Source organism: Maribacter sp. R77961 (genome assembly GCF_044594925.1).
Lineage (GTDB): Bacteria > Bacteroidota > Bacteroidia > Flavobacteriales > Flavobacteriaceae > Maribacter.
The window spans coordinates 1,378,910-1,402,701 of sequence record NZ_CP138991.1; the positions used below are offsets into that span (position 1 = coordinate 1,378,910).

Below are 23,792 nucleotides of genomic sequence, written 5' to 3' on the forward strand. Positions count from 1 at the left end.
TCTGAATTAAAGCTAACATTTATTTAGGTGCCAGCGTCAGAGCATTATAAATCTCGATTATCGAGTAGAAAAAAGCCCCTGTAAAAAGGGGCTTTTTTTAATTGGTTACGCTAAAAGTTGCGCAGCATGATCTTTGGTTTTCACCTTTTCTATTACTTTGCTTACTTTTCCGTCTCCGTTTACGACAAAGGTCATTCTATGAATACCGTCATACTCCTTACCCATAAATTTCTTAGGCCCCCAAACGCCAAAAGCATTAATAACAGTATGGTCTTCATCCGCAAGTAGTGGAAAAGGAAACTCATATTTATTCCTAAAGTTAGCTTGCTTCTTTTGAGAATCCTCACTAACCCCAAGTAGTTCGTAACCAGCATCTTGCAACTTCTTATAATTATCCCTTAAATTACATGCTTCAGCCGTGCAACCGGGAGTATTTGCACGAGGATAGAAAAAAACTACCAAATTTTTACCGGAATAATCAGATAAATTAATAGTATTGCCGTCTTGATCGATGCTAGAAAATTCAGGAACTTTATCACCTACTTTCAATGTATTCATAGTTATTATATTTATAATTATGTTTAACCTATTTTATGTAAAATTAAACAAATATGACCAAAGCCGAAAAAGTAAATTTTACAATTGCAAAATTACAAGAACTCTATCCTGTAATTCCTGTTCCTTTAGACCATAAAGACCCTTATACATTACTTATCGCCGTATTAATGTCTGCCCAAAGTACGGATATTCGTGTAAATAAAATCACACCATTACTTTTTGAAAAAGCAGACAACCCTTATGACATGGTAAAATTATCGGTTGAGGAAATTAGGGATATTATACGCCCGGTAGGTTTATCACCAATGAAGTCTAAAGGCATTCATGGCCTTTCGCAAATATTAATTGATAAATATGATGGCGAAGTACCTAAGGAGATAGCACTATTAGAAGAATTACCGGCCGTAGGTCATAAAACGGCAAGTGTAGTTGTTTCGCAAGCTTTTGGTATACCTGCCTTTCCAGTAGATACCCATATTCATAGGTTATTATACAGATGGGGTTTTACAAATGGAAAAAATGTGGTACAAACTGAAAAAGATGCTAAGAGATTATTTCCTAAAGAATTATGGAATGATCTGCATTTACAAATTATCTGGTATGGAAGAGAGTATTCTCCTGCTAGGGGCTGGGACTTGAACAATGATGTAATCACCAAAACAATAGGTAGGAAAACTGTCTTAAATCACTACTATAGAAAAACAAAGACCCGCTTTTAGCGGGTCTTTATTAATTTAAAAAGGTTTCGAACCTCAAATCTTTATACTCAATGTCATAAAGCGCTTGTGAAAAACTTAATAAAAAGTTGATAGTTTTAGGACAAACTTTATTGAATTCGGTCTGTTCTTGATAATCAGAGTAAATTTTTTCCATATTTCCAATGTTGTTACACTTTAAAGAACGCAACTAAAAAGGAAATATTGTTTATGTTGTTTTTACGTATCCTAGTTGGTAAGAACAATATTATTTTTTTCTATGATCTTTCTTAAGTTAATTAATGCGTATCGCATTCTTCCTAAAGCAGTGTTTATGCTAACTCCCGTGTTTTCTGAAATTTCCTTAAAGCTCATATCCTTATAAATACGCATTACTAAAACCTCTTTTTGATCATCCGGTAATTCCTCAACTAAATAACGTAAATCAGTATCAATTTGATTTTTAATAAGCTGCTTTTCCGCATTTAATTTATCATCACCAATGACAGAGAAGATATTGAAGTCATCACTTCCTTCAAACATTGGCATTCTTTTGTTCTTTCTAAAATGGTCTATAATTAAGTTATGCGAAATACGCATTACCCAAGGTAAAAATTTACCCTCTTCACTATAAGTACCTTTTTTTAGTGTCTTAATTACTTTTATGAAAGTATCTTGAAAAATATCCTCCGTAATATCTCTATCCAAAACTTTAGAGTAGATAAAGCTAGTGATACGTTGGTTGTGTCTGTTGATTAGTACTTCTAGAGCCTTCTCGTCTCCACTGATATAATCTCTTACTAATTCTGAGTCTTCAATTTGTAATTTCATATGAGTCATTTTCTTTTGGATTAAAGATTTGGGCATCTTGTTAGTAATTGTAATTAGTTATTTATTTCTGGGATAAAACTATATAAAACCCATCCTTCTCAAAAAAGTATGTTGTCAAATAGCCTTTTTATGATGTGAAACAACGAAAACCTATTTTTCAGTACAATAAATGGATACTTTACTAGTTACGTCAGAAACTTAATACAGTAATTGTTTCCGTTACATTTATACGTCGGAAACTATGAACACCAAATAATTCCTAAAAAAAGAAACCCTAAGGAAAATCCTTAGGGTTATTTATATGAAGAGCTAATCAGCTAATTTAATTTAAGTTGCTTTCAAATTTAATTCCTTTTGCTTGGGTAATTTTAAGCGACTTCGAGTAATTTAATAAAAACTGTATCGTTTCAGGCTTAGCTTCAACTAGTTTAGACTGGTCTTTTTTGTTAGTGTATAATTTTTCCATACTACTTCCGTTTTGGTTCAATTAGAGAACGGCAAGGAAATAAATATAGTAGATCTACTCGACCTGTAACCAATTAATTCGTTAAAACAATACTATTTGCCTCAACTAGCTTTCTAAGGTTAATTAAAGCATAGCGCATTCTTCCAAGTGCTGTATTAATACTAACACCTGTATTATCGGAAATTTCTTTAAAACTCATATCCTTATATATACGCATTTGCAACACCTCTTGCTGATCCTCTGGCAATTCCTTAATCATTCTAGCCAAATCAGAATCAATCTGGTCTTTGATCAATTGCTTTTCCGCATTAAGTCGTTCATCGCCCATTAAAGAAAAGATATTAAAGCTATCGGTGCCTTCGAACATAGGCATCCTGTTGTTCTTTCTAAAATAATCTATAATAAGGTTATGGGCAATACGCATTACCCAAGGAAGAAATTTACCTTCCTCACTGTAGGCACCACGCTTTAGGGTACGTATCACTTTCATAAAGGTATCTTGAAATATATCCTCCGTTAGTTCACGATCACCAACCTTAGAATAAATAAATCCTGTGAGACGTGCATTATGGCGATTGATCAGAACTCCAATAGCTCTTTCATTGCCATTCATATATTGTTTTACAAGTTGGGAATCTTCAATTTGTGCTTCCATAGCTTTACTTTTTTGTGGTTAAAAGTTGACCCCAGATTCGTTTGAAAAAGGGTCTTGTGGGTTACTATTCTAACTTAAAAAGTAAATGTGTGCTATAGGCAAATTGAATTTTTATGAATGCCAAAGATAGAAAAAAATAAATATTCCCAAAGAAATCCTAATAAAAATAGTCCGCTAAAAATCCTAAAAGACTTTTACTGGCTATTGAATACCTCATATTGTATCTTTGCGAACTTAGAAAAATATATGCCTTCAATTGCTAAAGTAAACCCCAAAGAGAACATTATTATTAAGGGTGCAAAATTGCACAATCTTAAAAATATTGATGTTGTAATACCTAGGAATAAATTAGTGGTTATTACGGGATTATCTGGCTCTGGGAAATCCAGTCTAGCTTTTGATACGCTTTATGCGGAAGGTCAGCGCCGTTATGTGGAAAGCCTATCTTCGTACGCCAGACAGTTCTTGGGTAAACTGGATAAACCTAAAGTAGATTATATAAAAGGTATAGCTCCTGCCATTGCCATTGAGCAAAAAGTGAATTCTACCAATCCGAGGTCTACGGTAGGTACTACCACAGAAATTTACGATTATATAAAGTTACTTTATGCGCGCATCGGAAAAACCTTTTCACCTGTTTCGGGAAACGAGGTAAAGAAGAATACGGTTACGGATGTTATTGAATATATAAAAACGTTCGAGGACAATACTAAACTATTACTTCTCGCTCCAATCGTAATTCGTGAAGATAGAGATACCTTAAAGTCGCTTCAATTATTCTCTAAACAAGGCTATGCCCGTATCAAATATAAAGGTGAAGTTTTAAGAATAGATCAAGCGCCTGAAAATATTGAAAAGGAATTTGACCTAGTAGTAGACCGAATCATCACTAAAAACGATGAAGATTTTTACAATAGACTTGCAAATGCTGTGGATACTGCCTTTTTTGAAGGTAAGGGGCAATGTATTATCGAAAAATTAGAGCCTGCCGAACAACAATTGTTCAGTAACAAGTTTGAACTGGACGGGATGCAGTTTTTAGAACCCAATGTGCATCTTTTTAGTTTTAACAATCCCTATGGAGCTTGTCCAAAATGTGAAGGGTATGGGGACGTCATAGGTATAGACGCAGACTTAGTGGTCCCTAACACAGCGCTTTCTATCTATGAAAACGCAGTTTTTCCTTGGCGAGGAGAAAGTATGAGCTGGTATCGCGATCAACTGGTAAACTCAGCCTATAAATATGATTTTCCTATTCATAAACCTTGGTTTGAGCTTAACGAGGAACAGCAAGAATTAGTTTGGAGAGGAAATGATCATTTTATTGGCCTACATAAATTTTTTGACACGCTAGAAGAGAAAAGTTATAAAATACAGAACAGGGTAATGTTATCCCGTTATCGCGGAAAAACCAAATGTAACGTCTGCAACGGCAAGCGCCTAAGACCGGAAACGGATTATGTAAAAGTTGGTGGAAAGTCCATATCGCAACTGGTAGGACTATCCATTGAAAAGCTTGTTATATTTTTCGGTGAACTAGAACTAAGTAATAACGATGCGCAAATAGCTCACCGCTTACTGAAAGAAATCAATACCAGATTAGGCTTTTTAGAAAAAGTGGGCCTAAATTACTTAACCTTGAATAGAAAGTCCAATACCCTATCCGGCGGTGAAAGTCAACGTATTAATCTGGCAACCTCATTGGGAAGTAGTTTAGTAGGTTCCATGTACATATTAGACGAACCCAGTATTGGCTTGCATCCAAAGGACACCGAAAATCTTATAGAAGTACTTATATCATTAAGAAATCTTGGCAATACCGTTATTGTAGTAGAGCATGATGAGGATATTATGAAAGCCGCTGATGAAGTCATAGATATTGGCCCCGAGGCAGGCACTCACGGTGGTCATGTGGTAGCACAAGGCCCACTTGATAAGGTTTTAAAATCTACCTCGCTCACGGCTAGTTATCTTAATGGCACTAAGGAAATTAAAATTCCATCCGAACGTCGTACCTCGAAAAATCATATTCAAATAAAAGGTTGCAGAGCGCATAACCTTAAAAATATTAATGTAACCTTTCCCCTGGACATGCTGACTGTAGTAACTGGTGTTTCCGGTAGCGGTAAAAGTACACTGGTAAAAAAGTTATTATATCCAATTATCTTAAAGGAAGTAGGTGGCTATGGGGAAAAAGCGGGTCAGTTTACGGCGGTAGAGGGGAAATACAGCCATATTAAGCATGTAGAGTTTGTAGACCAAAACCCAATTGGAAGGTCCTCTCGATCTAATCCTGTGACCTATATAAAGGCATATGATGATATTCGCAACCTCTATGCTTCCCAAAAGTTAAGTAAAATAAGAAATTACCAGGCAAAACACTTTTCTTTTAATGTGGATGGAGGCCGATGTGAAAAATGTAAAGGAGAAGGGGAAATCACTGTAGAAATGCAGTTTATGGCAGACGTGCATTTAGAATGTGATACCTGTGGAGGCAAACGTTTCAAAAAAGATGTTTTGGAAGTATCCTTCAATAATTCCAACATTGATGATGTCCTTAATATGACTATTGATGATGCCATTTTATTCTTTAAAACCGGGGAACAAACAAAAATTGTTAAGAAACTACAGCCATTACAGGATGTAGGTTTGGGTTATGTTACCTTGGGACAATCTTCCTCTACCCTATCTGGTGGTGAAGCACAGCGCATAAAATTAGCATCATTCTTAGTAAAAGGAACAACAAAGGACAAGGCGCTCTTTATTTTTGATGAACCAACAACAGGACTTCATTTTCACGATATTCAAAAATTGTTGACCTCTTTCAATGCACTTATCAAAAAAGGACATTCTATTGTCGTAATAGAACATAATATTGAGTTGATAAAATGCGCTGATTATGTTATTGACCTTGGACCGGGAGGTGGCGAAAACGGCGGACAATTACTCGCGGAAGGCACACCTGAGGAAGTCGCTAAAAACAAAAAATCGTTTACTGCGAAGTATTTAAAGGAGAAGTTAAACTAACTTATTGGTTAAAAATAATAGCTCGTACTCTTAATTCTTTAATCTTTAAATATTTGGAAATCAATTAATTGTATTAATTTGATATTTTTTGGCACGCTGTTTGGTACTAGGTAAGAGAATGTGAATAGTTACATTCAGAATTTAAAACCTTATATCATGAAAAATTTAGTACTCCTTTTTACGGCGATGCTTTTAGGCACCACAGGTGTTGTTGCCAAAAGTACAATAGAAGATAAGGTTGCAACACGCAATGCTTATTATAACAACAACACTTTCATTTTTGTTGAGAACGGCATTACGTTTTCAGTTTTCCCAGATGGTGAGTTCGATTTTTATATCGAAAATCAAGTTATAGGAAGAAGAAACGGGATTACGTTTAATTCTGGCTTTGATTATAGCCCTTTTGCTCAGTATGATGATTACGGAGCGGTTATACAAGTAGAAAACGTACCTATCTTTTACGATTTCTACGGACGTGTAAATCAAATTGGAGATGTAGATATCCGTTACAGGAACGGAAGAGTTAGAAGATTGGGTGGTATGACCGTGTTTTATAATAACAGCGGGTTTTTTAATCATCATGTTGGTTTCATTAATGTATTTAACAGACACTATGTTTACCGACCGTTTCATAGATGGTTCGCAAGACCAGCCTTAGGATTTAGCTTTGTATTGAACAGACCTTATAGAAGATTCTATACACCAATTAGATATACCTACTATAATCCGTATAGAAACAATTTTAGAAGGTCTTATGTGCAAATTGGAAGAGAACATAGATATAACAGAGTTCGTAGAGAAAGAGCTAATATTTATAGAAACGATAAGAGAGTAGCGGTACGCAATAATTCTTTTAGAAGCAATAGAGGTGTAGCCAAAAGAAATAATTCCAACAGAGGAAATACCATCTCCAAAAGGAATAATGACTTTAGAAATGGTAGAAGTGTTGCTTCCAATAGTACTACACGTACTAACAGAAACAACAATGCTACAAGAGGTACCGCCGCTACCAAAAGAAGTTCAAGTACGGTAAAACGTGGAAATAATAACACGGTAAGAGGTAATCAAGGAAGAACGGTTACCAAAAGAGAGGTAACTAGGACTCCTAGAAGTACAACGGTAAAAAGAAGTACTACTACGTATAAGAAGCCTACTAGCAGAAATACTAACGTACGTAGCAGTCAAGGCAGAACACAAAGAGCTGTTGCACAAAATAGAACACAAAGAAGTTCTAATACTAGAGCTACAAGCAAAGCTCCTTCTAGATCGCGATCTACGGTAAGTAAAAGCACAAGATCAAGAACGGTAAGTAAAGCTCCTAGTAGAAGTAGAAATAGTAATTCAAGGTCAGCAACTACAAGAAGTAGTAGAAGACAATAAAGATAGTTTTTAGGTTGGTTAGTTGTTTAGCCCCGTAGTGGATTCGTTCACTACGGGGCTTTTTTAGTGAGCGTCTATTTTTGTAAATTCAAAAATAGCAACTCGAATTAGCCTTAGGCGCAGTCGAATTGTCTTTTTAAATTAAATAATGGTTTGATTAATAATCACTTCTCTCAGAAATCAATCTCGAACAACTTCCCGAACTTTTTAGGTAGTTTACATTTGATTTGGAATTGTTCTTGGGTAAAGGGATGTATAAATGAGAGCATACTGGCATGCAGGTACAATCCTTTTCCTTTTAGCACCAAATTATCTAAAGCATAAACCGCATCACCCAAAATAGGGTTTCCAAGTTTTAATAGGTGTTTACGTAGTTGATGCCTTCTTCCCGTCTTAGGCTCTAGTTTTACTAAATTTAAATAATCAAACCTTTTTGATGGTACAACTTGTAGCACCTCAAAATCGGACACGGCCACTTTATCTTCTACAGGAAAAGATAGTGTGCCCCTACCATTCATTTGTTTTATGGTAACTGCATGATAAGTTTTCTGTATTTTCTTCTCTTCAAACAGTTTATTCAAAAGAATAATACTTCTATTCGTTTTGCCCACTAATAAAAGTCCCGTCGTGGGGTAATCCAATCGATGCACTGGTTTTGGTATTACCGCGTCAGATGCTTTACTAGGAATAAGGTTTTGAGCCAAGGCATTGGAAACGGTTTTAAAGCTGTTACCACTAACCAATATTCCAGCAGGTTTGTTGATAAGGGCCAAATAATCATCCTCATAGACTACCTCTAAATTTAAGATAAACTTCTTCTTTACAACATTTTTAGTGGATGCTATTAATTCAATTTTCTCCCCGCCTTTGATAAAGGTAGCTGTCCTGCCAATAGCCCCGTTAACCAAGATTAGCTCCTTTTTAATAGCTTTTTTTAAGGCGGACTTAGTCCCTAGTAAATCAAAGATTCCTACGCCATATTCTTGTAAGCGCAACGGAAATTCTAGAACTGGAACCACATGAGTAGCTATAACTTGTAGCATTTATTTTTTAAGAAATTTTGAAATCACCCCGTAGACATCTTCAGATATTCTAAATCGATATAAAATAAAGGCATACATAAGAACAAGTACAACACTCTTTATTATAATATTGAAGATAGGGTGAAATGATAACTGCAAATAATAAAAGGTAGCCCCGAGTACCAGTAATAAACAAAATACTTTTACAGTTTCTCTAGTAAAAGGAGAAATCTGAAATTTTAGCTTCACATAGTATAGCTTTAGGCAGTTGTATACAAAAAATGCAGAAAAACTAGCTATGGCAGCACCGTTTAAACCATATGCAGGAATTAACCAAAGATTTAGACCAATGGCCATAAGTGCGAGAAAAACCCCAAAGAACAATATAGAACGGTAGTAGTCCGAGTTATAGAGAATAGAATTGTTATTCCCTAAAAGAGAATCAAAAACTTTAGCTAATCCTATCCAAAAAACAATGAAGAATCCACCAGAATAACCATCCGGTAATAGTTTATATAAATCATTTAAATTCAATACGATAAGAAGAAACAGGAAGCCAGAAACAATGAAAAGGGTCAGTGAACTTTTCTGGTATAGCTCTTTTAAGGATATGATATCGTTTCTATTGAGATACTCCGCCGTCATAGGATAGGTTATTTGATGCATAGCTCTAGCCGGTACAGCTATGGAAACGGCAATAAAACCGGCAACACCATAATAAGCAACATTTGCTATGGGCAAGAAATTATTAAGCATTACTTTATCTATTTCCATCAATACTATAGCAGTGGAACCACCTAAAATTATGAGTGCGCTGTACTTAACGATATCCCGCCAATTAGCGGGTATATTCCATATCAATTTTGGCATACGCAATCTATATGCATACCACTTCATGACAAGCATTCGAAGTATATAACTGAGCACTATCGCATTAATAAAAAATTCTATCCCGATATAATTCAAAACAAACAATAGAAGAAGAATAGATTGACAGACCCTACAAAAAATCTCCTTCATAAAATTTCCGAAAACAGATTTCATACGAACGCGCACCCAAGCATAAAACACTTCAAAATAGGCCATAGCTAGGCCTATCAAAAATATATGCCAAACATAGTTTCTAACGATAGGGTTTTCTCTAGCCAATAAAGCACCAATGCTTTCATTGGCTATAAAACTGAGAAAGGCAATGGGGACTATAAGTACCAATGGTAATAAAAGCATCATAGTTAAAAAACCATCCTGAGCTTTATCTTCTTTAAAACTACTATAAAATTTCACCAAACTATTTGGAATCCCAAATGCCAAAATAGGCATTAGAACAGCAGAAACGGACAATACAACTTGGACGAGTCCGTAACTCTCTGGTTGCATAAATTTTGTATATAAAATAAGAGTATTCACTGCACCAATAGCAAAGCCAATATAGGTGACTATAGTATTGTTCAATGACTGTTTTAATACGATTCCCATTAAAGATACTCGGCTAATTTTCTGGTAAGTTCCCTTCTACTATACTGAGCAACATTTACAGATGTTACGTTTAATTCTTGTTTTTGGTATTGTTGAAACCAGTTTAAAAGTACGTTTTTCAATTGAAAATGTGCTTTGTAATCAAATATTGCTCCGGTTTTGGTCTCGGCTACTAATTTTGAAACTTCCCAATGCTCTGGGCCTACCCCCAAAATTGGGCGCTTAGCCGCCATATATTCAAATAATTTGCCGGGAATAATACCTATGGTTTCTGGAGCATCTATTTCAGCAAGCAAAAGTACTTGTGCGCTTTGTTGATAGGAAATCGCCTCATCATGTTTCACGTAACCCACAATATCCAAATGATTTTCCAAACCATACGCCTTTAAAGATTTTAACACATCTTCACTAAGAACACCTATAAAACGGAGCTCTAAAGCGTCCTTAAAAGCACTATATTCTTTTACCAATTCCGACAACACCTTCCAGAAATTTTCAGGATTTCTTGCAGATAACATAGAACCTATATGAGCAATGGTAAACTTCTTATCTAATTGAACGTTCTCTGAAATAACGCTGTCATAACCATTAGTGATAACATGAATAGGACTGCGGGTTAATTGTTGAAACTCATTCTTTGTTGTTTGGCTCGTAACAATGATTTTATCAGCATTATTTAATACTAAGGACTCCAATTCCTTATGCCTATTTTCAGCGATGCGGCTAAGCTTAAGTTTTTTATGATACCCTATCGATGTCCAAGGGTCTCTAAAATCAGCCAGCCAAGTTACATTTTTAAATTCCTTTAGGTAATGTCCAATAAGATGCACACTATGTGGCGGACCAGTGGTTATAATGCTAGATATACCTTCTTTATCAATAACATCGTACAAAAATTTTATCGAAGGTTTTACCCAATATTTACGAGCATCCGGAATAAAGAAGTTTCCGCGAACCCACAGCATAAATTGTTCTGCAACAGATTGATTTTTTTGCTGTATTATTCCGGAGCTTATGCGTTTTGTTTTTTTTGAAGATAGTACACTTGCGAAGCGATACGGTTCCCAAATAGGATGTTTGTAAATAGTAACATCATCGGGGATATCACTCTCAAAACTATCATCTACAAGTGGGTAACTGGGGTTTTCCGGAATATAAACCACGGGATCAATTCCAAAATCGCGCAAATATTTTACGAACTTTAACCAGCGTTGTACGCCAGGACCGCCTGCTGGTGGCCAGTAATAGGTAATGACCAATACCTTTTTCATTATGACTTTTCCTCCCTTCTAGTTCTCCAAAAAGAAAAACCAATTCCGCCTAGAAGTACAAGCGCTAACAAAATAGTGCTTGCCAAGGTAATTTGGCTACCTAGCTGTACCACCTTAGGTTCAAACTTAAATTCAATAGTATGTTCACCTGCAGGAATTTTCAATGCCCTTAGCACATAGTTAACTTTAAAATGGTCTTTTAGTTCCCCATCTATATACGCATTCCAACCATTGTCGTAGTACATTTCAGAAAAAACAGCAACTCCCGCATTTGCATTAGTGGCAGAATAGATAAGGTGATTGGGTTCATAATCTGTTAAACGGATAGTCGCAAGAGAATCTAATTGATAATCATATCTATTTATATTTTTAAATTTTTCTGTGTTTACTACCGCGTTCCGTTTCGTATCTAAACTATCTAGCGCTTTAATCTCTTCATCTGCAGAAGTTACTTGTAACAAATTCTTTACAAACCAAGCGTTACCATTGGCATTAGGGTTTTCAATAGGAAATTTGGCGCCCTCTTCATTTTCGCGTACCACATACTTTATATTTAGCATGTTAAAAACAGATAGGTTTCCATTATAAATATGAAAATCAAACAAATCTTGCATTCCCGCAGGTTTTGCAGCATGATAACCTGTTATGGCATTATGAAAATACGCTGTTTTGGCAGAATCAAAACCATCTGTTTGGTCAAAAACTCTGAATTGGCCATCATCCTTTAAAATTTGTTTATCTGCCGTAGTTTTTTGAAATGGTTCTAACATTCTTCGTTTAGAAACAAAGTTGTCTTTATTAACATATCTTAAGTTTACTCCTACAAGGTCAAAGACAATTAATGCGCCCAAAGCTATAATCAACAAATTGGATTTTAGTTTTTGTTTCAAATACAACCATAACAATACTGCCACAGCCAACACATAACCTAAAGAGCGCAACAAATCGCTTGTATAGACCGCTTTACGGTCTAAGCGAAGCATCTCAGGAAGTTCTTCAAGTCCTGTCATTCTTAAATTAGCATCAGCAGCACCAACAAAACTAAAAGTACCTTTGAATACAAACAACAAGAGTCCAAGTCCTAACACTGTACCTGTAGCGTATTTAAGTGCATTCAGCTTATCTGCTTTTGGCACCTTACTCTTGAATAACTTCTTTAAAGCTAACATCGCTAATATAGGTACGCACAATTCTAAAATAACCTGTATGGAAGATACTGCTCTAAACTTGTCATATAAAGGAAAATAATCGATCATAAAATCGGTAAGCGTACTGAAATTCTTTCCCCATGATAATACCAGAGACATGAGTGTTCCAAAGAGTAACCACCATTTGTGCTTTCCCTTCACCAAAAACAATCCTAGTGCAAAAAGGAAGAAAATGATTGCTCCGATATAAGCAGGACCCGATACCCCAGGCTGTTTACCCCAGTATAAAGGAATACCGCTCACAAAATCTAGTGCACTTGATCTAGGTAATCCTTTATCAACTAAATAATTAAAGGATTTTGAATCCTCGCCCAGGTTTTCCTGACTGGCACCACCGAACAATCTTGGAACAAAAAGATTTAAAGACTCCGTAATACCATAGCTCCATTGTGTAATATACCCTTTACTTAAACCTCCCGTATTATTCTTAGGGGAACCATCTGGGTTAATGGTAAGTTCACTTTTACCACGGGTACTCCAGTCTGCATATTCTTTTGTAGCCATTAGACCTGTAGCATTGGTTGCAATACCAATCAATACGGCAATTAACAATAATGCAACCGAAGTGAAATAATGTTTAAGTTCTTTCCGTTTTATAGCATCTATAAGGTAGACAATACCAAGTATTACGACCAATAACATAAAATAGTAGGTCATTTGATAGTGATTGGCAACAATTTCGAGTGCCATAGCTACTGCGGTAAGTAGAAATCCCCAGAGGTATTTTTTTCTAAAAACTAGCACTATACCAGCCAAAAGTAGCGGCAAATAACCCAATGCATGAGCCTTGGCGTTATGACCTGCACCTATGATGATAATTAAATAGGTAGAAAAACCAAATGCCAACGCACCAACTATTGCTAACCTGTAATCTACCTTTAAACAACACAATAGAATATAAAATCCGATAAGGTATAAGAATAGATAATCTGCCGGTCTTGGTAAAAAACGAAGGGTACGGTCTAATTGTTTTATGTAATTATGAGGATAATTGGCACCGAGTTGATAAGTGGGCATGCCACCAAAGGCACTATTGGTCCAATAGGGTTCAGAATCCGTCTTTTTACGGAAGTCGTTCTGCTCCTTGGCCATTCCCGTATATTGCGCAATATCGTGTTGATATATTACTTTACCTTGAAGTACTGGATGGAAATAAGAAACTGCTGCAAGAATAAAAAAAACAGTTACAAAAAAATGAATCAAAAAGAATTTTAAGCCTTTCTTCATGTTGATTAGCGGAGATTGGTTAGACAAAGATAACTAGTCTAGTTCTTCGAAATCAATATACTCCCCTACTTTTTCAGATTCATCTTTTCTCTTTGAAGATTTTTTGTTGATTATAACATCTCCCGCATCCGACTTATAGGAATTAGCCTGCTGTTCAAAACCTTCGAAAGCTTGTTTAAAATGCGACTCGGTTTTCTTTGCTGCGTAGTTAATTATTTTGGGAGCAAATAGTCTTGCCAATATTTTAAGCAAGTAATATCCCAAAAGAATAATCAATATTGTTTTTAAAAAAGCCATTATTTATGAATGATATATATCAAAAATACAATTATCACGTTGTAATACTAGATTCTAAGTATTAAAATAATTATAAAGTCGTACCACATGGGTAAACCCTTTTACATCAAAAGAGTTTCAAGTTCTATTTTATTTCTTTTGTGCATTATACCATTGGCCATGAAAAGTCAATATACAGATGTAATCAATTCAAATAGACCAGGTCTTTCTGTAAGCGCCTATGCTGTGGGGAAAAATGTGATACAAGCCGAGCTAGGTTTGTTCTACGAACAAAGCGACCATACCCTATTAAACACACAATCGGATATATGGGGAACAGATATTTCCTTGAGGTACGGATTATTGTTCGAAAGGTTAGAATTGAATTACGAGGGAAGTTTCCAGGACCAAGAAATCCTATTTTCGAATTTTAATACTACCGAAAAAAGAACGGATTTCTCAAGAAATAGATTAGGTCTAAAATTTTTGATCTACGATCCTTTTAAGAATCCTGAAAAAAACAAACCTAATTTATATAGTTGGAGAGCTAATAATAAATTTCAACTAAAAAACCTCCTTCCTGCAGTTTCTATATATGCAGGTGCAAATTTTGTATTGGGTGAAAACCCCTACTACCCTGGTGAAGCAGCAATTTCTCCGAGAGTTATGCTAGCTACGCAAAGTAGACTAACACCAAGGTTCGTTATGATAACTAATTTGGCCTATGACCGAATTGGAACAGATTCACCAGAAATGAGTTATATCATTTCACTATCCCACGCGTTTAGAAATCCTAAATGGAGTGCTTTTATAGAGCATCAAGGAATTGAAAGTGATCGTTATTCAGATGTGTTGGTTAGAGGTGGTATTGCTCATTTATTAAATGAACGTTTACAAGTAGATTTCAATTTAGGTGCTAGCTTTAAAAATACACCTTCAAGAGTGTTTGTAAGCGCTGGAGGTTCTTATCGTTTTGATTTCCACAAAGATAGTTTAGTACCTATAGAAGATCAAGATGCAGATGAAAATGGCGGAGCCATTGAAAAGAACGCCATGAAAAAAAACAAAAAGAAAAAAAGAAAAAACAAAGGTAGTGGTGCTGAAGATATTGATTTAGGACCTTCTAAAAAACAACTTCGAAAATTAAAGAAGGCCAAAAAGAATAAGAAAAAAGATTCTGGCGAAATAGAATTCTAGATTAGCATCTCAATACATTTTTTGTACTAGTGCTATTTTTAAGTGTTGATTAATATCCCTAATATTGATGGCTCTAAAAACCATCGATGATTACTATAAAAGAGGTTTCCTCCAAATCAGATTTAAAGAAATTTGTAACCTTTCCTTTTTTACTCTACAAAGATTCTAAATATTGGGTACCTCCTATAATTAATGACGAATTGGAGTCTTTTGACAAGACAAAAAATCCCGTTTTTAAAGATGCCGAAGCCTGGTTCTTTCTAGCATACGAAAATAATAAGATCGTTGGGCGTGTTGCAGCAATTATTAATAGATTGGAAGTAAATCAACAAAACGTAAAAAAAATGCGATTTGGTTGGTTCGACTTTGTGGACAACACTAGTGTTTCTGAGGCTTTACTTCAAAAAGTAAGCGAAATAGGGAGTGCCAATTCGTTAGAATATATGGAAGGTCCAGTCGGATTTTCCAATTTGGACAAAGTAGGTGTTCTGGTAGAAGGTTTTGATCATATTGGCACTATGATTACATGGTACAACCACCCGTACTATAAGGATCATTACGAGCGTTTGGGTTTTGTGAAAGAGAAGGAATATATGGAGAATAAATTTCCAGCAGGGAATGCAGATCCCAAATTGTTCACTAAATTAAATAGTCTTATTAAACGGAGGTATGGCTTAAGTGAATTGAATTTCACAAAGACAAAAGAAGTACTACCCTTAGCAGATGAGATGTTTGACCTTTTCAATAAAACATATGCAAGTTTATCCTCATTTGTGCCCATTACAGAAATACAAAAGGCCTACTTTAAAAAGAAATACATCAGTTTTATAAATCCTGAATATATTAAGTTTATTAAGGACAAAGAGGAAAAGCTTGTGGCCTTCGCCATAGTTATGCCATCATTCTCTGAGGCTTTACAAAAAGCTAAAGGTAAACTCTTTCCTTTTGGCTTATTTCATTTATTAAATGCAAAAAAGAATAGTAAGGATGTTATTTTTTACTTGATAGGCATAGACCCAGAATATCAAAATAAAGGCGTAACGGCAATAATTTTTAATGAGTATCATAAGACGTTTACCGAAAAAGGGATAGAAATGTGTTACAGGACACCTGAACTAGAAGAGAACCTAGCGATAAAACAGATGTGGAAGCATTTTGATCCAGTAATTTACAAGAGGCGAAGAACGTACCGAAAAAATTTATAAGCAAACTACTTCAAGTGGTGTTCTACCCTTTGGAGGTGCCAATAAAGAAAGCCCGAACAGTTGTCGGGCTTTCTTTATGATTTCTAAAAATATTGCTTACTCACCCATTGCTGCGGCAACTGCGGCAGATAGTCTTTTGTATGTGCCGTTTTCCAATCTTTCCCGTATTGCAGAAAATGCTGCTAAAGTCTCATTGATATCTTCCATTGTGTGGGTGGCCGTAGGAATCATTCGTAATAAAATAAGTCCTTTCGGTATTACAGGGTACACAACTATAGAACAGAAAATACCATAATTTTCTCGTAAGTCCTTTACTAAAGCCATGGCTTCCGGTATACTACCATTTAAATAGACGGGCGTTACACAACTTGTAGTACTTCCAATATCAAAACCTTTAGCCTTTAATCCGTTTTGCAGTGCGTTTACGTTTTCCCAGAGCTTTGCTTTAAGTTCTGGTTGGGTACGCAACATATCTAACCTTTTTAAAGCTCCCTTAACGTATAGCATAGGCAGCGACTTTGCGAACATTTGCGAACGCAGGTTATATTTTAAATAATCTATTATTTCTTTATCGGCCGCTAGGAACGCTCCAATACTAGCCATTGATTTTGCGAAGGTTGCAAAGTAGACATCAATATCATCTTGGATTCCTTGCTCCTCTCCAGCGCCAGCACCCGTTTTACCTAATGTTCCAAAACCATGGGCATCATCAACCAATAGCCTAAAATTGTACTTTTTCTTAAGTGCAACTATTTCTTTCAGTTTACCTTGCTCTCCACGCATTCCAAAAACACCCTCAGAAATAACCAGAATACCTCCTCCGGTCTGTTCAGCCATTTTTACAGCTCGCTCCAAATTAACTTCCAAGCTTTCAATATCATTATGCTTAAAGGTAAACCGTTTCCCCATATGAAGGCGCACACCGTCTATGATACAAGCATGGCAATCTACATCATAAACAATAATATCATCTTTAGACACTAGTGCATCTATAGCAGACATAATGCCTTGATAACCAAAATTCAACAGATAGGCAGATTCTTTACTAACAAAGTCTGCACATTCTTGTTCTAGTTGCTCATGGAATTTCGTATGACCACTCATCATTCTTGCACCCATAGGATAGGCAGAACCATACTCCGCGGCTGCCTCCCCATCAATTTTCTTAATCTCCGGAAGGTTAGCAAGACCTAGATAATCGTTAATACTCCAAGTGATTACGTCTTTTCCTTGAAATTTCATTCTATTGGAAATCGGTCCTTCCAACTTTGGAAATACAAAATATCCCTCTGCCTGCGAAGCCCACTTACCTAATGGTCCTTTATTCGCTATAATTCTATCAAATAAATCTGTCATTGCCTACATTTTGTTCTGAATGCAAAAGTAAAAATTTTTAGGTTGCATTCATAAATTATTTATAACATGAAAAAGCGGGTAAAAAACCCGCTTTTTAAGTAAATAAGTTAATCGTATTATTTTACGAATTGAATCTCTTGAGTTTCCTCTACAGGATTAGTTTCTAAGAAACCTTGGTCTTCCATCCACTGATCACTATATATTTTGCTCATGTATCTAGAACCATGATCTGGGAAGATTACGACCACATTACTATTCTCATCAAAAGTATTTAACTCGTTCAACTGCTTCAAAGCTTGCATTACCGCACCACTTGTATAACCAACAAAAATACCTTCGGTTCTAGAAACCTCTCTTGCGGTATGGGCACTTTCTGCATCGGTTACCTTAATGAATTCGTCTATGATCTTGAAATCAGTAGCACCGGGAATCAAATTTTTCCCTAAACCTTCTATTCTGTAAGGATATATTTCATTAGTATCCAAAGCACCGGTCTCGTGATACTTTTTTAAGACCGACCCATAAGCGTCGACTCCAATTACCCTAATGTTAGGATTTTGTTCCTTTAAAAAACGGGCTGTTCCAGAAATTGTACCACCAGTACCGCTACACGCCACAAAATGCGTTATTTGACCAGCTGTTTGCTCCCAGATTTCTGGCCCTGTAGATTTGTAATGAGCATCCATGTTCAACTCATTAAAATATTGGTTGATATAAATAGAACCTTTCGTCTCTTGGTGTAAGCGTTTAGCAACTTCATAGTAAGACCTTGGGTCATCTGCACTAACATGGGCAGGGCATACGTACACCTTAGCTCCCATAGACCTGAGCATGTCTATCTTATCTTTGGAGGATTTTGAACTTACCGCCAAAATACAATCATAACCCTTTATAATACTGGCCATTGCAATACTAAAACCAGTATTTCCAGAAGTAGTCTCTATAATGGTACTACCTTCCGTTAAAATTCCTTTGCGCTCTGCCTCCGTTATTATGTGCAGGGCAATACGGTCTTTTGCAGAGTGTCCTGGATTAAAAGCTTCTACTTTTGCGTAAAAATTACCGCTAAAACCCTTAGTTATTTTATTAAGTTTCACTAACGGAGTATCGCCTACTAGCTCTAAGATATTGTTATAAGCCTTTATCTCATTCTTCATAAGGGGAATCTAATTTTAAGGATTTCCGAACTAAATTTTACGTCAGAAAATCGATACAAAACTACCATTTTTTTTCAACTAGGGCGTTTTACCCTCTAAATCTAATAAAAAAGCATATTCTTTAGCTACTTCCTTAAGGGATTCAAACCTGCCGGAAGCACCACCATGGCCTGCATCCATATTAATATTAAAAAGTAACAACTTATCATCTGTCTTCATATCCCTTAACTTAGAAACCCATTTGGCAGGTTCAAAATATTGCACTTGAGAATCATATAGCCCTGTAGTTACCAGCATATTAGGATAGTTCTGTTGTTGCACATTATCATAGGGAGAATAAGACTTCATATATTCATAATAGTCCTTTTCATTAGGGTTACCCCATTCATCGTACTCTCCCGTTGTAAGCGGAATGGTATCATCTAACATTGTAGTCACCACGTCAACAAAAGGTACCGCGGCAATAATACCATTATAAAGTTGGGGAGCCATATTTACAATTGCTCCCATTAGCAAACCCCCTGCTGAACCCCCAGATGCGTATAAATGTTCTGGACTAGTCATTTTTTGGTCAATCAAAAATTGAGAACAGTCCACAAAATCGGTAAAAGTATTTTTCTTATGTAGTAACTTACCGTCTTCGTACCAAGGTCTGCCCAAATATTCGCCACCACGAACGTGGGCAATCGCATATACGAATCCCCTATCCAATAGACTTAAACGAATTGAGGAGAATGATGGGTCTATAGTATACCCATAAGAGCCATAGGCGTATTGTAAAATAGGTGTATCGGAATTTAATGTCGTATTCTTATGATATATCAGTGACATTGGTACTTTAACACCGTCCCGAGCAGTTGCCCAAATACGTTTTTCTATATAATTCTCTTTAAAAAATTGTCCACCTAGCACCTGTTGCTCCTTCTTAATGTCTTTTTCCTTTGTACGCATATTGAAGTCAATAACAGAACTAGGCGTTCTCAAAGAGTTATAACCATAACGTAATATTTGGGTATCAAAATCTGGGTTTGCACTTGTATAAGCTGTATAAGTCTGACTTTCAAATGGCAAGTAATATTCTAAAGAGCCATCCCATTTAACTATTTTAATTTGACTTAATCCGTTCTCCCTCTCCGTAAGTACATAATAATCCTTAAAAATATCCATATACTCTAGAAGAACATCTTTCCTGTGTGCAATGAAGTCTTTCCAGTTCACTGATTGGGTTGCCGTTTCCGACGTTTTCATCAATTTAAAATTGGTAGCACCATCTTTATTGGTTAAAATATAGAAACTATCCCTGTAGTGCGATATAGAATACTCCAAGCCTCTTTCTCGCTTGGAAAAAAGTTCAAAAGTACCATCTGGTTGGTCACTAGGTAAAATTTGATATTCCGAAGTTAATGTACTCGATGAACCTATTACAATATACTTTTTCGATTTTGTGCGATAAACATATGTGGTAAAAGTATCGTCCTTTTCGTGGAAAACCAACTCGTCATCAGATGAAGGTGTACCCAATCTATGCTTGTAAATTTTATCCGACCTTAGAGTAACCGTATCATTTTTAGTGTAGAACAAAGTCTGGTTATCATTGGCCCAAACGCCGCCACCAGTTGTATTCTCTATTACATCATCAAAGACTTCTCCTGTTTCAAGATTCTTAAAGCGAATTGTATACTGTCTACGACTAACTTTATCTACACCGCAGGCTGCTATTTTATTGTTGGGACTTATTGAAATACCACCTATTTTGAAATAATCGGAACCAATTGCCATTTCATTTCCATCAAACATCACCTCTTTAGGAGACTCAAGATTCTTTTTATGCCTTGCATATATAGGGTATTCCTTTCCTGTTTCGTATTGTGTTTGGTACCAATACCCATTTAACTTATAAGGTACTGAGGAATCATCCTCCTTTATCCTACCCTTCATCTCATCAAAAAGTGCTGCTTGAAACGCCTTGGTATGAGCCGTAAGTTTATTGTAATATTCATTCTCTTGATTCAAATAAGAAAGTACTTCGGCATCCTCTCTATCATTTAACCAGTAATAATTATCTATCCTTACATCACCATGAAATACAAGTTCTTTGGCAATTTTTTTTGCTACGGGAGGGTCTATTTTGGGCATCTTATCTCTTTGTTCATCTTTACAAGCAGCGGCAAAAATAATACATACTAGGAGAAGTATTCTTTGTAATGCTCTTTGATTCATAACGTAAATTCAAATTCTGGCAATTTAGTACTTTTGTACGATAGGAAATAGAAAACAGATACAATGTTTGGAGACATGATGGGAATGATGGGTAAATTAAAAGAGACCCAACAGAAAGTAGAAGACACTAAAAAACGCATGGATACGGTGCTTTTGGATGAAAAGTCATCGGATGACTTATTGCAAGTTGTTATTACTGCGAACAGAGAGCTGAAACAAATCACTATTTCGGATGACTTACTACAGGACAAGGAACAATTGGAGGACTATCTCTTATTAACCTTGAACAAGGCGATAGAGAAAGCAACTAAGGTAAACGAAACCGAGCTCGCTGCAGTAGCCAAGGAAGGCATGCCCAATATTCCGGGAATGGATTCGTTATTTAAGTAACCATTACACTTAATAATCATGAAAAAAGTATTTTTTTTATTGCTACTACCTTTATTCTTTTCGGCTCAAGCTCCTATTGAGGTAGCTAGCGATACAAGTTGGGAATATAATCTTGAGAAGGCATTAAAATTGGCGCGGAAGAATGACAAAAACATTCTTATTTATTTTACCGGGAGCGATTGGTGTCCTCCATGTAAAATGCTAAAAAAGGATTTTTTTGAAACACCACAGTTTACCGAAGTATCCAAAAATTATATCACCTTATACATAGATATGCCAAGAAATCAGGACCTTCTTTCCAAGGAGCAGATGAAGCATAATAAAGAAGTTGTGGCATCCTATAACAAGAAAGGCGTATTCCCCTTACTTAAAATCATTAGCAATAAAGGAAAAACCTTAGATGAATATTCGGGATATGCTATGAATGGCGACGTTCGCTATCATGTACAACTTCTTGAAAAAAATAAGTAAACTACTTCGGGACAAGCCTGAAAAGTATTCGTAGGAAATGAACATTTAATTCCGAGGTAAGCTTATGGTTATCAAAACCTTTGGCCGTGTCAATAAAAAAGGCTTTCCTTATCGGAAAGCCTTTTCATTTTAGGGAACTTTGGGGGGATTAATTATTAATTAATCTAAACTCAGTTCTTCTATTTACAGCGTGCTCTCTTTCTGTACATGTAACACCTTCTCTACACCTGTTCTTTACTTTGTTCTCACCGTATCCATTAGCAACTAAAAGACTAGAATTAACACCTTTGGTGATTAAATAATCTGCAACCGCTTTTGCACGTCTTTCAGACAAATCCTGATTAGAACCAGAGTTACCTCTAACATCTGTATGTGAAGCAATTTCTAATTTAACACCAGGGTTTTGTTGTAAAACTGGCATTAATCTAGTGTCTATTATTCTTTTTGCATCAGCAGTTAAAGAAGCACTACCTAAATTCCAATTGATAGGTAAAGCCTGGTATTCAACTAAAGAACATTCTACTTCTTTCCAAGTAGTAAGCCCTCCTTTTTCCTTTAAAACCTCTTTAGAAACTGTTTTAGTAACTGCAGGAATAGTTTCTTCTACAGTGTAAGCATCTTTGTCCAATACTGTTTTAGTGATGGTTTTGTATTCCGCAGGAATAATCTCTTCCACTACCCTAGCAGGTTCTAATAAAACTCTTTTGGTGTAAGAAGCATTCTTTGAACCAATCGGTGTTTTAGAGGTGGACGCATCCGCTCCTAGAACTTCGGTACTGACAGTAGTAAATTCTGCAGGATACCCTTTATAACACCAATACCTACAGTCATCAGGATTACCAGAGGCACAATCCGGTGCAGCAGCTCCTAATTCCCATTGGGCGTAAGCTGGTTTAATTTCTATTGTTTCCGAGCTAGGTCTAAAATTAGCCGGTGTTATACGCAAGGTGTTTCCACCTTCTTTGGAAACGTACGTCACCGTTTCTGTTCCCCATTTTTCCGGAATAACAGTTAGTTTCTTCCCGGCCGCCTTTACCTCAACTCTTTCCGTAATAGTTTTAAAAGTCGCAGGAATCGTTTTTAAAACCTTGTAAGCTGGTTTTACTGTTAAGGTCACTGTTTCATTAACATAAACGTCCGGAGTCGTACAACGAACATAACATTTACCAGGTTCAGGGTTTTCAGGTAAGTCTTGGGCCATTGTTATGGCTGCTGTCATAAATGCAAATACAAATAATACTTTTTTCATAATGGTTGATATTTATAATTTATTAGTGTACCTATAGGAAACCTAACTTTGGAAAAAGTCACAATAAATTTTTAAAAAAAATAAAACAGCTCTATTTATAGTAATAATTAGAATACTTATCTTTAAAAGAAAACTGCTAAAATATGGTTGAAATAAAAAAGACAAAACCGAATGAGTTTCAATTTTTAGTTAAATCGGAAACAGGAAACATACTGCTGGAGAGTGTTCCTTTTTCAGATAAGAGGACCGTTGAATCTACCATAAAAAAACTTTGTATATCCAACGCTTCAAATAAATATGTTGAACGCAAAACTAATTTTGAGGGTAAGTTTTTATTCAATCTTAAAAATGAAGAGGGTACTATTATTGGCAGTAGTGGTTTTTATGGTTCGGAGGCAGGAATGGAAAACGGCATAAAAAATCTAAAAAGCAGCCTTTAGGCAAACTGATTCCGA

The 23,792-nt window shown here is 35.9% G+C and carries 20 protein-coding genes; 8 read left to right on the plus strand and 12 right to left on the minus strand.

The window, feature by feature from the left end; all coding sequences use genetic code 11:
* Positions 1-105 precede the first annotated feature (105 nt).
* The gene (bcp, locus tag SJY09_RS06080; RefSeq protein ID WP_396638071.1) at positions 106-558 is read right to left on the minus strand and encodes a thioredoxin-dependent thiol peroxidase; all 453 of its coding nucleotides are present in this window, start codon (positions 556-558) and stop codon (positions 106-108) included.
* A gap of 53 nt (positions 559-611) precedes the next feature.
* Here bcp and nth point away from each other — a divergent pair, with 53 nt between their 5' ends.
* Positions 612-1,277 (plus strand): endonuclease III domain-containing protein, encoded by a 666-nt coding sequence (gene nth / locus SJY09_RS06085; protein ID WP_396638072.1) that lies wholly within the window; start codon positions 612-614, stop codon positions 1,275-1,277.
* A 225-nt stretch (positions 1,278-1,502) separates the two neighbouring features.
* Here the strand turns inward: nth and SJY09_RS06090 are convergent, their stop codons facing one another.
* Entirely contained in the window at positions 1,503-2,084 is a 582-nt protein-coding gene (locus tag SJY09_RS06090) for an RNA polymerase sigma factor (RefSeq protein WP_396638073.1), read from the minus strand.
* A gap of 539 nt (positions 2,085-2,623) precedes the next feature.
* Positions 2,624-3,205: an RNA polymerase sigma factor gene (locus tag SJY09_RS06095; protein WP_396638074.1), complete on the minus strand. Its 582-nt coding sequence runs from the start codon at positions 3,203-3,205 to the stop codon at positions 2,624-2,626.
* A gap of 246 nt (positions 3,206-3,451) precedes the next feature.
* Between SJY09_RS06095 and uvrA the strand changes: the two genes are divergently transcribed.
* Both uvrA and SJY09_RS06105 read left to right on the plus strand, forming a co-directional pair.
* The gene (uvrA, locus tag SJY09_RS06100; protein WP_396638601.1) at positions 3,452-6,232 is read left to right on the plus strand and encodes an excinuclease ABC subunit UvrA; all 2,781 of its coding nucleotides are present in this window, start codon (positions 3,452-3,454) and stop codon (positions 6,230-6,232) included.
* A gap of 156 nt (positions 6,233-6,388) precedes the next feature.
* Positions 6,389-7,612 (plus strand): hypothetical protein, encoded by a 1,224-nt coding sequence (locus SJY09_RS06105; RefSeq protein ID WP_396638075.1) that lies wholly within the window; start codon positions 6,389-6,391, stop codon positions 7,610-7,612.
* Positions 7,613-7,785: 173 nt separating this feature from the next.
* Here SJY09_RS06105 and SJY09_RS06110 read toward each other — a convergent pair whose 3' ends face one another.
* Genes SJY09_RS06110 through SJY09_RS06130 form a run of 5 tightly spaced genes read right to left on the minus strand, consistent with a single transcriptional unit; the run spans position 7,786 to position 14,113 of the window.
* Entirely contained in the window at positions 7,786-8,655 is an 870-nt protein-coding gene (locus SJY09_RS06110) for an RluA family pseudouridine synthase (RefSeq protein WP_396638076.1), read from the minus strand.
* On the minus strand, positions 8,656-10,110 hold the full coding sequence (locus SJY09_RS06115) for a lipopolysaccharide biosynthesis protein (protein ID WP_396638077.1): 1,455 nt from the start codon (positions 10,108-10,110) through the stop codon (positions 8,656-8,658).
* Positions 10,110-11,381 (minus strand): glycosyltransferase family 4 protein, encoded by a 1,272-nt coding sequence (locus tag SJY09_RS06120; RefSeq protein ID WP_396638078.1) that lies wholly within the window; start codon positions 11,379-11,381, stop codon positions 10,110-10,112. The genes SJY09_RS06115 and SJY09_RS06120 overlap by 1 nt, the downstream gene beginning before the upstream one ends.
* On the minus strand, positions 11,381-13,816 hold the full coding sequence (locus tag SJY09_RS06125; RefSeq protein WP_396638079.1) for a YfhO family protein: 2,436 nt from the start codon (positions 13,814-13,816) through the stop codon (positions 11,381-11,383). Before SJY09_RS06125 ends, SJY09_RS06120 begins: the two co-directional genes overlap by 1 nt.
* A gap of 33 nt (positions 13,817-13,849) precedes the next feature.
* A complete protein-coding gene (locus SJY09_RS06130; protein ID WP_396638080.1) occupies positions 13,850-14,113 on the minus strand; it encodes a DUF4834 family protein in 264 nt (87 codons plus the stop codon).
* Positions 14,114-14,272: 159 nt separating this feature from the next.
* Between SJY09_RS06130 and SJY09_RS06135 the strand changes: the two genes are divergently transcribed.
* A complete protein-coding gene (locus tag SJY09_RS06135) occupies positions 14,273-15,289 on the plus strand; it encodes a transporter (protein ID WP_396638081.1) in 1,017 nt (338 codons plus the stop codon).
* A gap of 86 nt (positions 15,290-15,375) precedes the next feature.
* On the plus strand, positions 15,376-16,494 hold the full coding sequence (locus tag SJY09_RS06140) for a GTP cyclohydrolase (protein WP_396638082.1): 1,119 nt from the start codon (positions 15,376-15,378) through the stop codon (positions 16,492-16,494).
* Positions 16,495-16,590: 96 nt separating this feature from the next.
* Here SJY09_RS06140 and SJY09_RS06145 read toward each other — a convergent pair whose 3' ends face one another.
* The 3 genes from SJY09_RS06145 to SJY09_RS06155 form a co-directional block, all read right to left on the minus strand.
* Positions 16,591-17,850 carry an aminotransferase class I/II-fold pyridoxal phosphate-dependent enzyme gene (locus SJY09_RS06145; protein WP_396638083.1) on the minus strand — a complete coding sequence of 420 codons (1,260 nt, stop codon included), beginning with the start codon at positions 17,848-17,850 and terminating at the stop codon, positions 16,591-16,593.
* A 116-nt stretch (positions 17,851-17,966) separates the two neighbouring features.
* Positions 17,967-19,007: a PLP-dependent cysteine synthase family protein gene (locus SJY09_RS06150; RefSeq protein WP_396638084.1), complete on the minus strand. Its 1,041-nt coding sequence runs from the start codon at positions 19,005-19,007 to the stop codon at positions 17,967-17,969.
* 78 nt (positions 19,008-19,085) lie between these two features.
* Complete coding sequence (locus SJY09_RS06155; protein WP_396638085.1) at positions 19,086-21,227, minus strand: S9 family peptidase; 2,142 nt, start codon at positions 21,225-21,227, stop codon at positions 19,086-19,088.
* Between the two features lie 63 nt (positions 21,228-21,290).
* On the opposite strand from SJY09_RS06155, the gene SJY09_RS06160 reads away from it, so the two are divergent.
* Together SJY09_RS06160 and SJY09_RS06165 are read left to right on the plus strand one after the other, a co-directional pair.
* Entirely contained in the window at positions 21,291-21,617 is a 327-nt protein-coding gene (locus tag SJY09_RS06160; protein ID WP_396638086.1) for a YbaB/EbfC family nucleoid-associated protein, read from the plus strand.
* Between the two features lie 18 nt (positions 21,618-21,635).
* The gene (locus SJY09_RS06165; protein ID WP_396638087.1) at positions 21,636-22,088 is read left to right on the plus strand and encodes a thioredoxin family protein; all 453 of its coding nucleotides are present in this window, start codon (positions 21,636-21,638) and stop codon (positions 22,086-22,088) included.
* Positions 22,089-22,236: 148 nt separating this feature from the next.
* Here SJY09_RS06165 and SJY09_RS06170 read toward each other — a convergent pair whose 3' ends face one another.
* Positions 22,237-23,337, minus strand: a complete 1,101-nt coding sequence (locus SJY09_RS06170; RefSeq protein WP_396638088.1) for an OmpA family protein — start codon at positions 23,335-23,337, stop codon at positions 22,237-22,239.
* A gap of 143 nt (positions 23,338-23,480) precedes the next feature.
* On the opposite strand from SJY09_RS06170, the gene SJY09_RS06175 reads away from it, so the two are divergent.
* On the plus strand, positions 23,481-23,777 hold the full coding sequence (locus tag SJY09_RS06175) for a YegP family protein (protein ID WP_396638089.1): 297 nt from the start codon (positions 23,481-23,483) through the stop codon (positions 23,775-23,777).
* Positions 23,778-23,792: the final 15 nt, after the last annotated feature.

Bases quoted from the DNA above. Each gene is read 5' to 3' on its own strand.
- SJY09_RS06105 (WP_396638075.1), top strand. From the start codon at position 6,389: ATGAAAAATTTAGTACTCCTTTTTACGGCGATGCTTTTAGGCACCACA.
- SJY09_RS06125 (WP_396638079.1), bottom strand. From the start codon at position 13,816: ATGAAGAAAGGCTTAAAATTCTTTTTGATTCATTTTTTTGTAACTGTT.
- bcp (WP_396638071.1), bottom strand. From the start codon at position 558: ATGAATACATTGAAAGTAGGTGATAAAGTTCCTGAATTTTCTAGCATC.
- nth (WP_396638072.1), top strand. From the start codon at position 612: ATGACCAAAGCCGAAAAAGTAAATTTTACAATTGCAAAATTACAAGAA.
- SJY09_RS06170 (WP_396638088.1), bottom strand. From the start codon at position 23,337: ATGAAAAAAGTATTATTTGTATTTGCATTTATGACAGCAGCCATAACA.
- SJY09_RS06160 (WP_396638086.1), top strand. From the start codon at position 21,291: ATGTTTGGAGACATGATGGGAATGATGGGTAAATTAAAAGAGACCCAA.
- SJY09_RS06130 (WP_396638080.1), bottom strand. From the start codon at position 14,113: ATGGCTTTTTTAAAAACAATATTGATTATTCTTTTGGGATATTACTTG.
- SJY09_RS06145 (WP_396638083.1), bottom strand. From the start codon at position 17,850: ATGACAGATTTATTTGATAGAATTATAGCGAATAAAGGACCATTAGGT.
- SJY09_RS06165 (WP_396638087.1), top strand. From the start codon at position 21,636: ATGAAAAAAGTATTTTTTTTATTGCTACTACCTTTATTCTTTTCGGCT.
- uvrA (WP_396638601.1), top strand. From the start codon at position 3,452: ATGCCTTCAATTGCTAAAGTAAACCCCAAAGAGAACATTATTATTAAG.
- SJY09_RS06175 (WP_396638089.1), top strand. From the start codon at position 23,481: ATGGTTGAAATAAAAAAGACAAAACCGAATGAGTTTCAATTTTTAGTT.
- SJY09_RS06095 (WP_396638074.1), bottom strand. From the start codon at position 3,205: ATGGAAGCACAAATTGAAGATTCCCAACTTGTAAAACAATATATGAAT.
- SJY09_RS06115 (WP_396638077.1), bottom strand. From the start codon at position 10,110: ATGGGAATCGTATTAAAACAGTCATTGAACAATACTATAGTCACCTAT.
- SJY09_RS06140 (WP_396638082.1), top strand. From the start codon at position 15,376: ATGATTACTATAAAAGAGGTTTCCTCCAAATCAGATTTAAAGAAATTT.
- SJY09_RS06135 (WP_396638081.1), top strand. From the start codon at position 14,273: ATGAAAAGTCAATATACAGATGTAATCAATTCAAATAGACCAGGTCTT.
- SJY09_RS06110 (WP_396638076.1), bottom strand. From the start codon at position 8,655: ATGCTACAAGTTATAGCTACTCATGTGGTTCCAGTTCTAGAATTTCCG.
- SJY09_RS06090 (WP_396638073.1), bottom strand. From the start codon at position 2,084: ATGAAATTACAAATTGAAGACTCAGAATTAGTAAGAGATTATATCAGT.
- SJY09_RS06120 (WP_396638078.1), bottom strand. From the start codon at position 11,381: ATGAAAAAGGTATTGGTCATTACCTATTACTGGCCACCAGCAGGCGGT.
- SJY09_RS06150 (WP_396638084.1), bottom strand. From the start codon at position 19,007: ATGAAGAATGAGATAAAGGCTTATAACAATATCTTAGAGCTAGTAGGC.
- SJY09_RS06155 (WP_396638085.1), bottom strand. From the start codon at position 21,227: ATGAATCAAAGAGCATTACAAAGAATACTTCTCCTAGTATGTATTATT.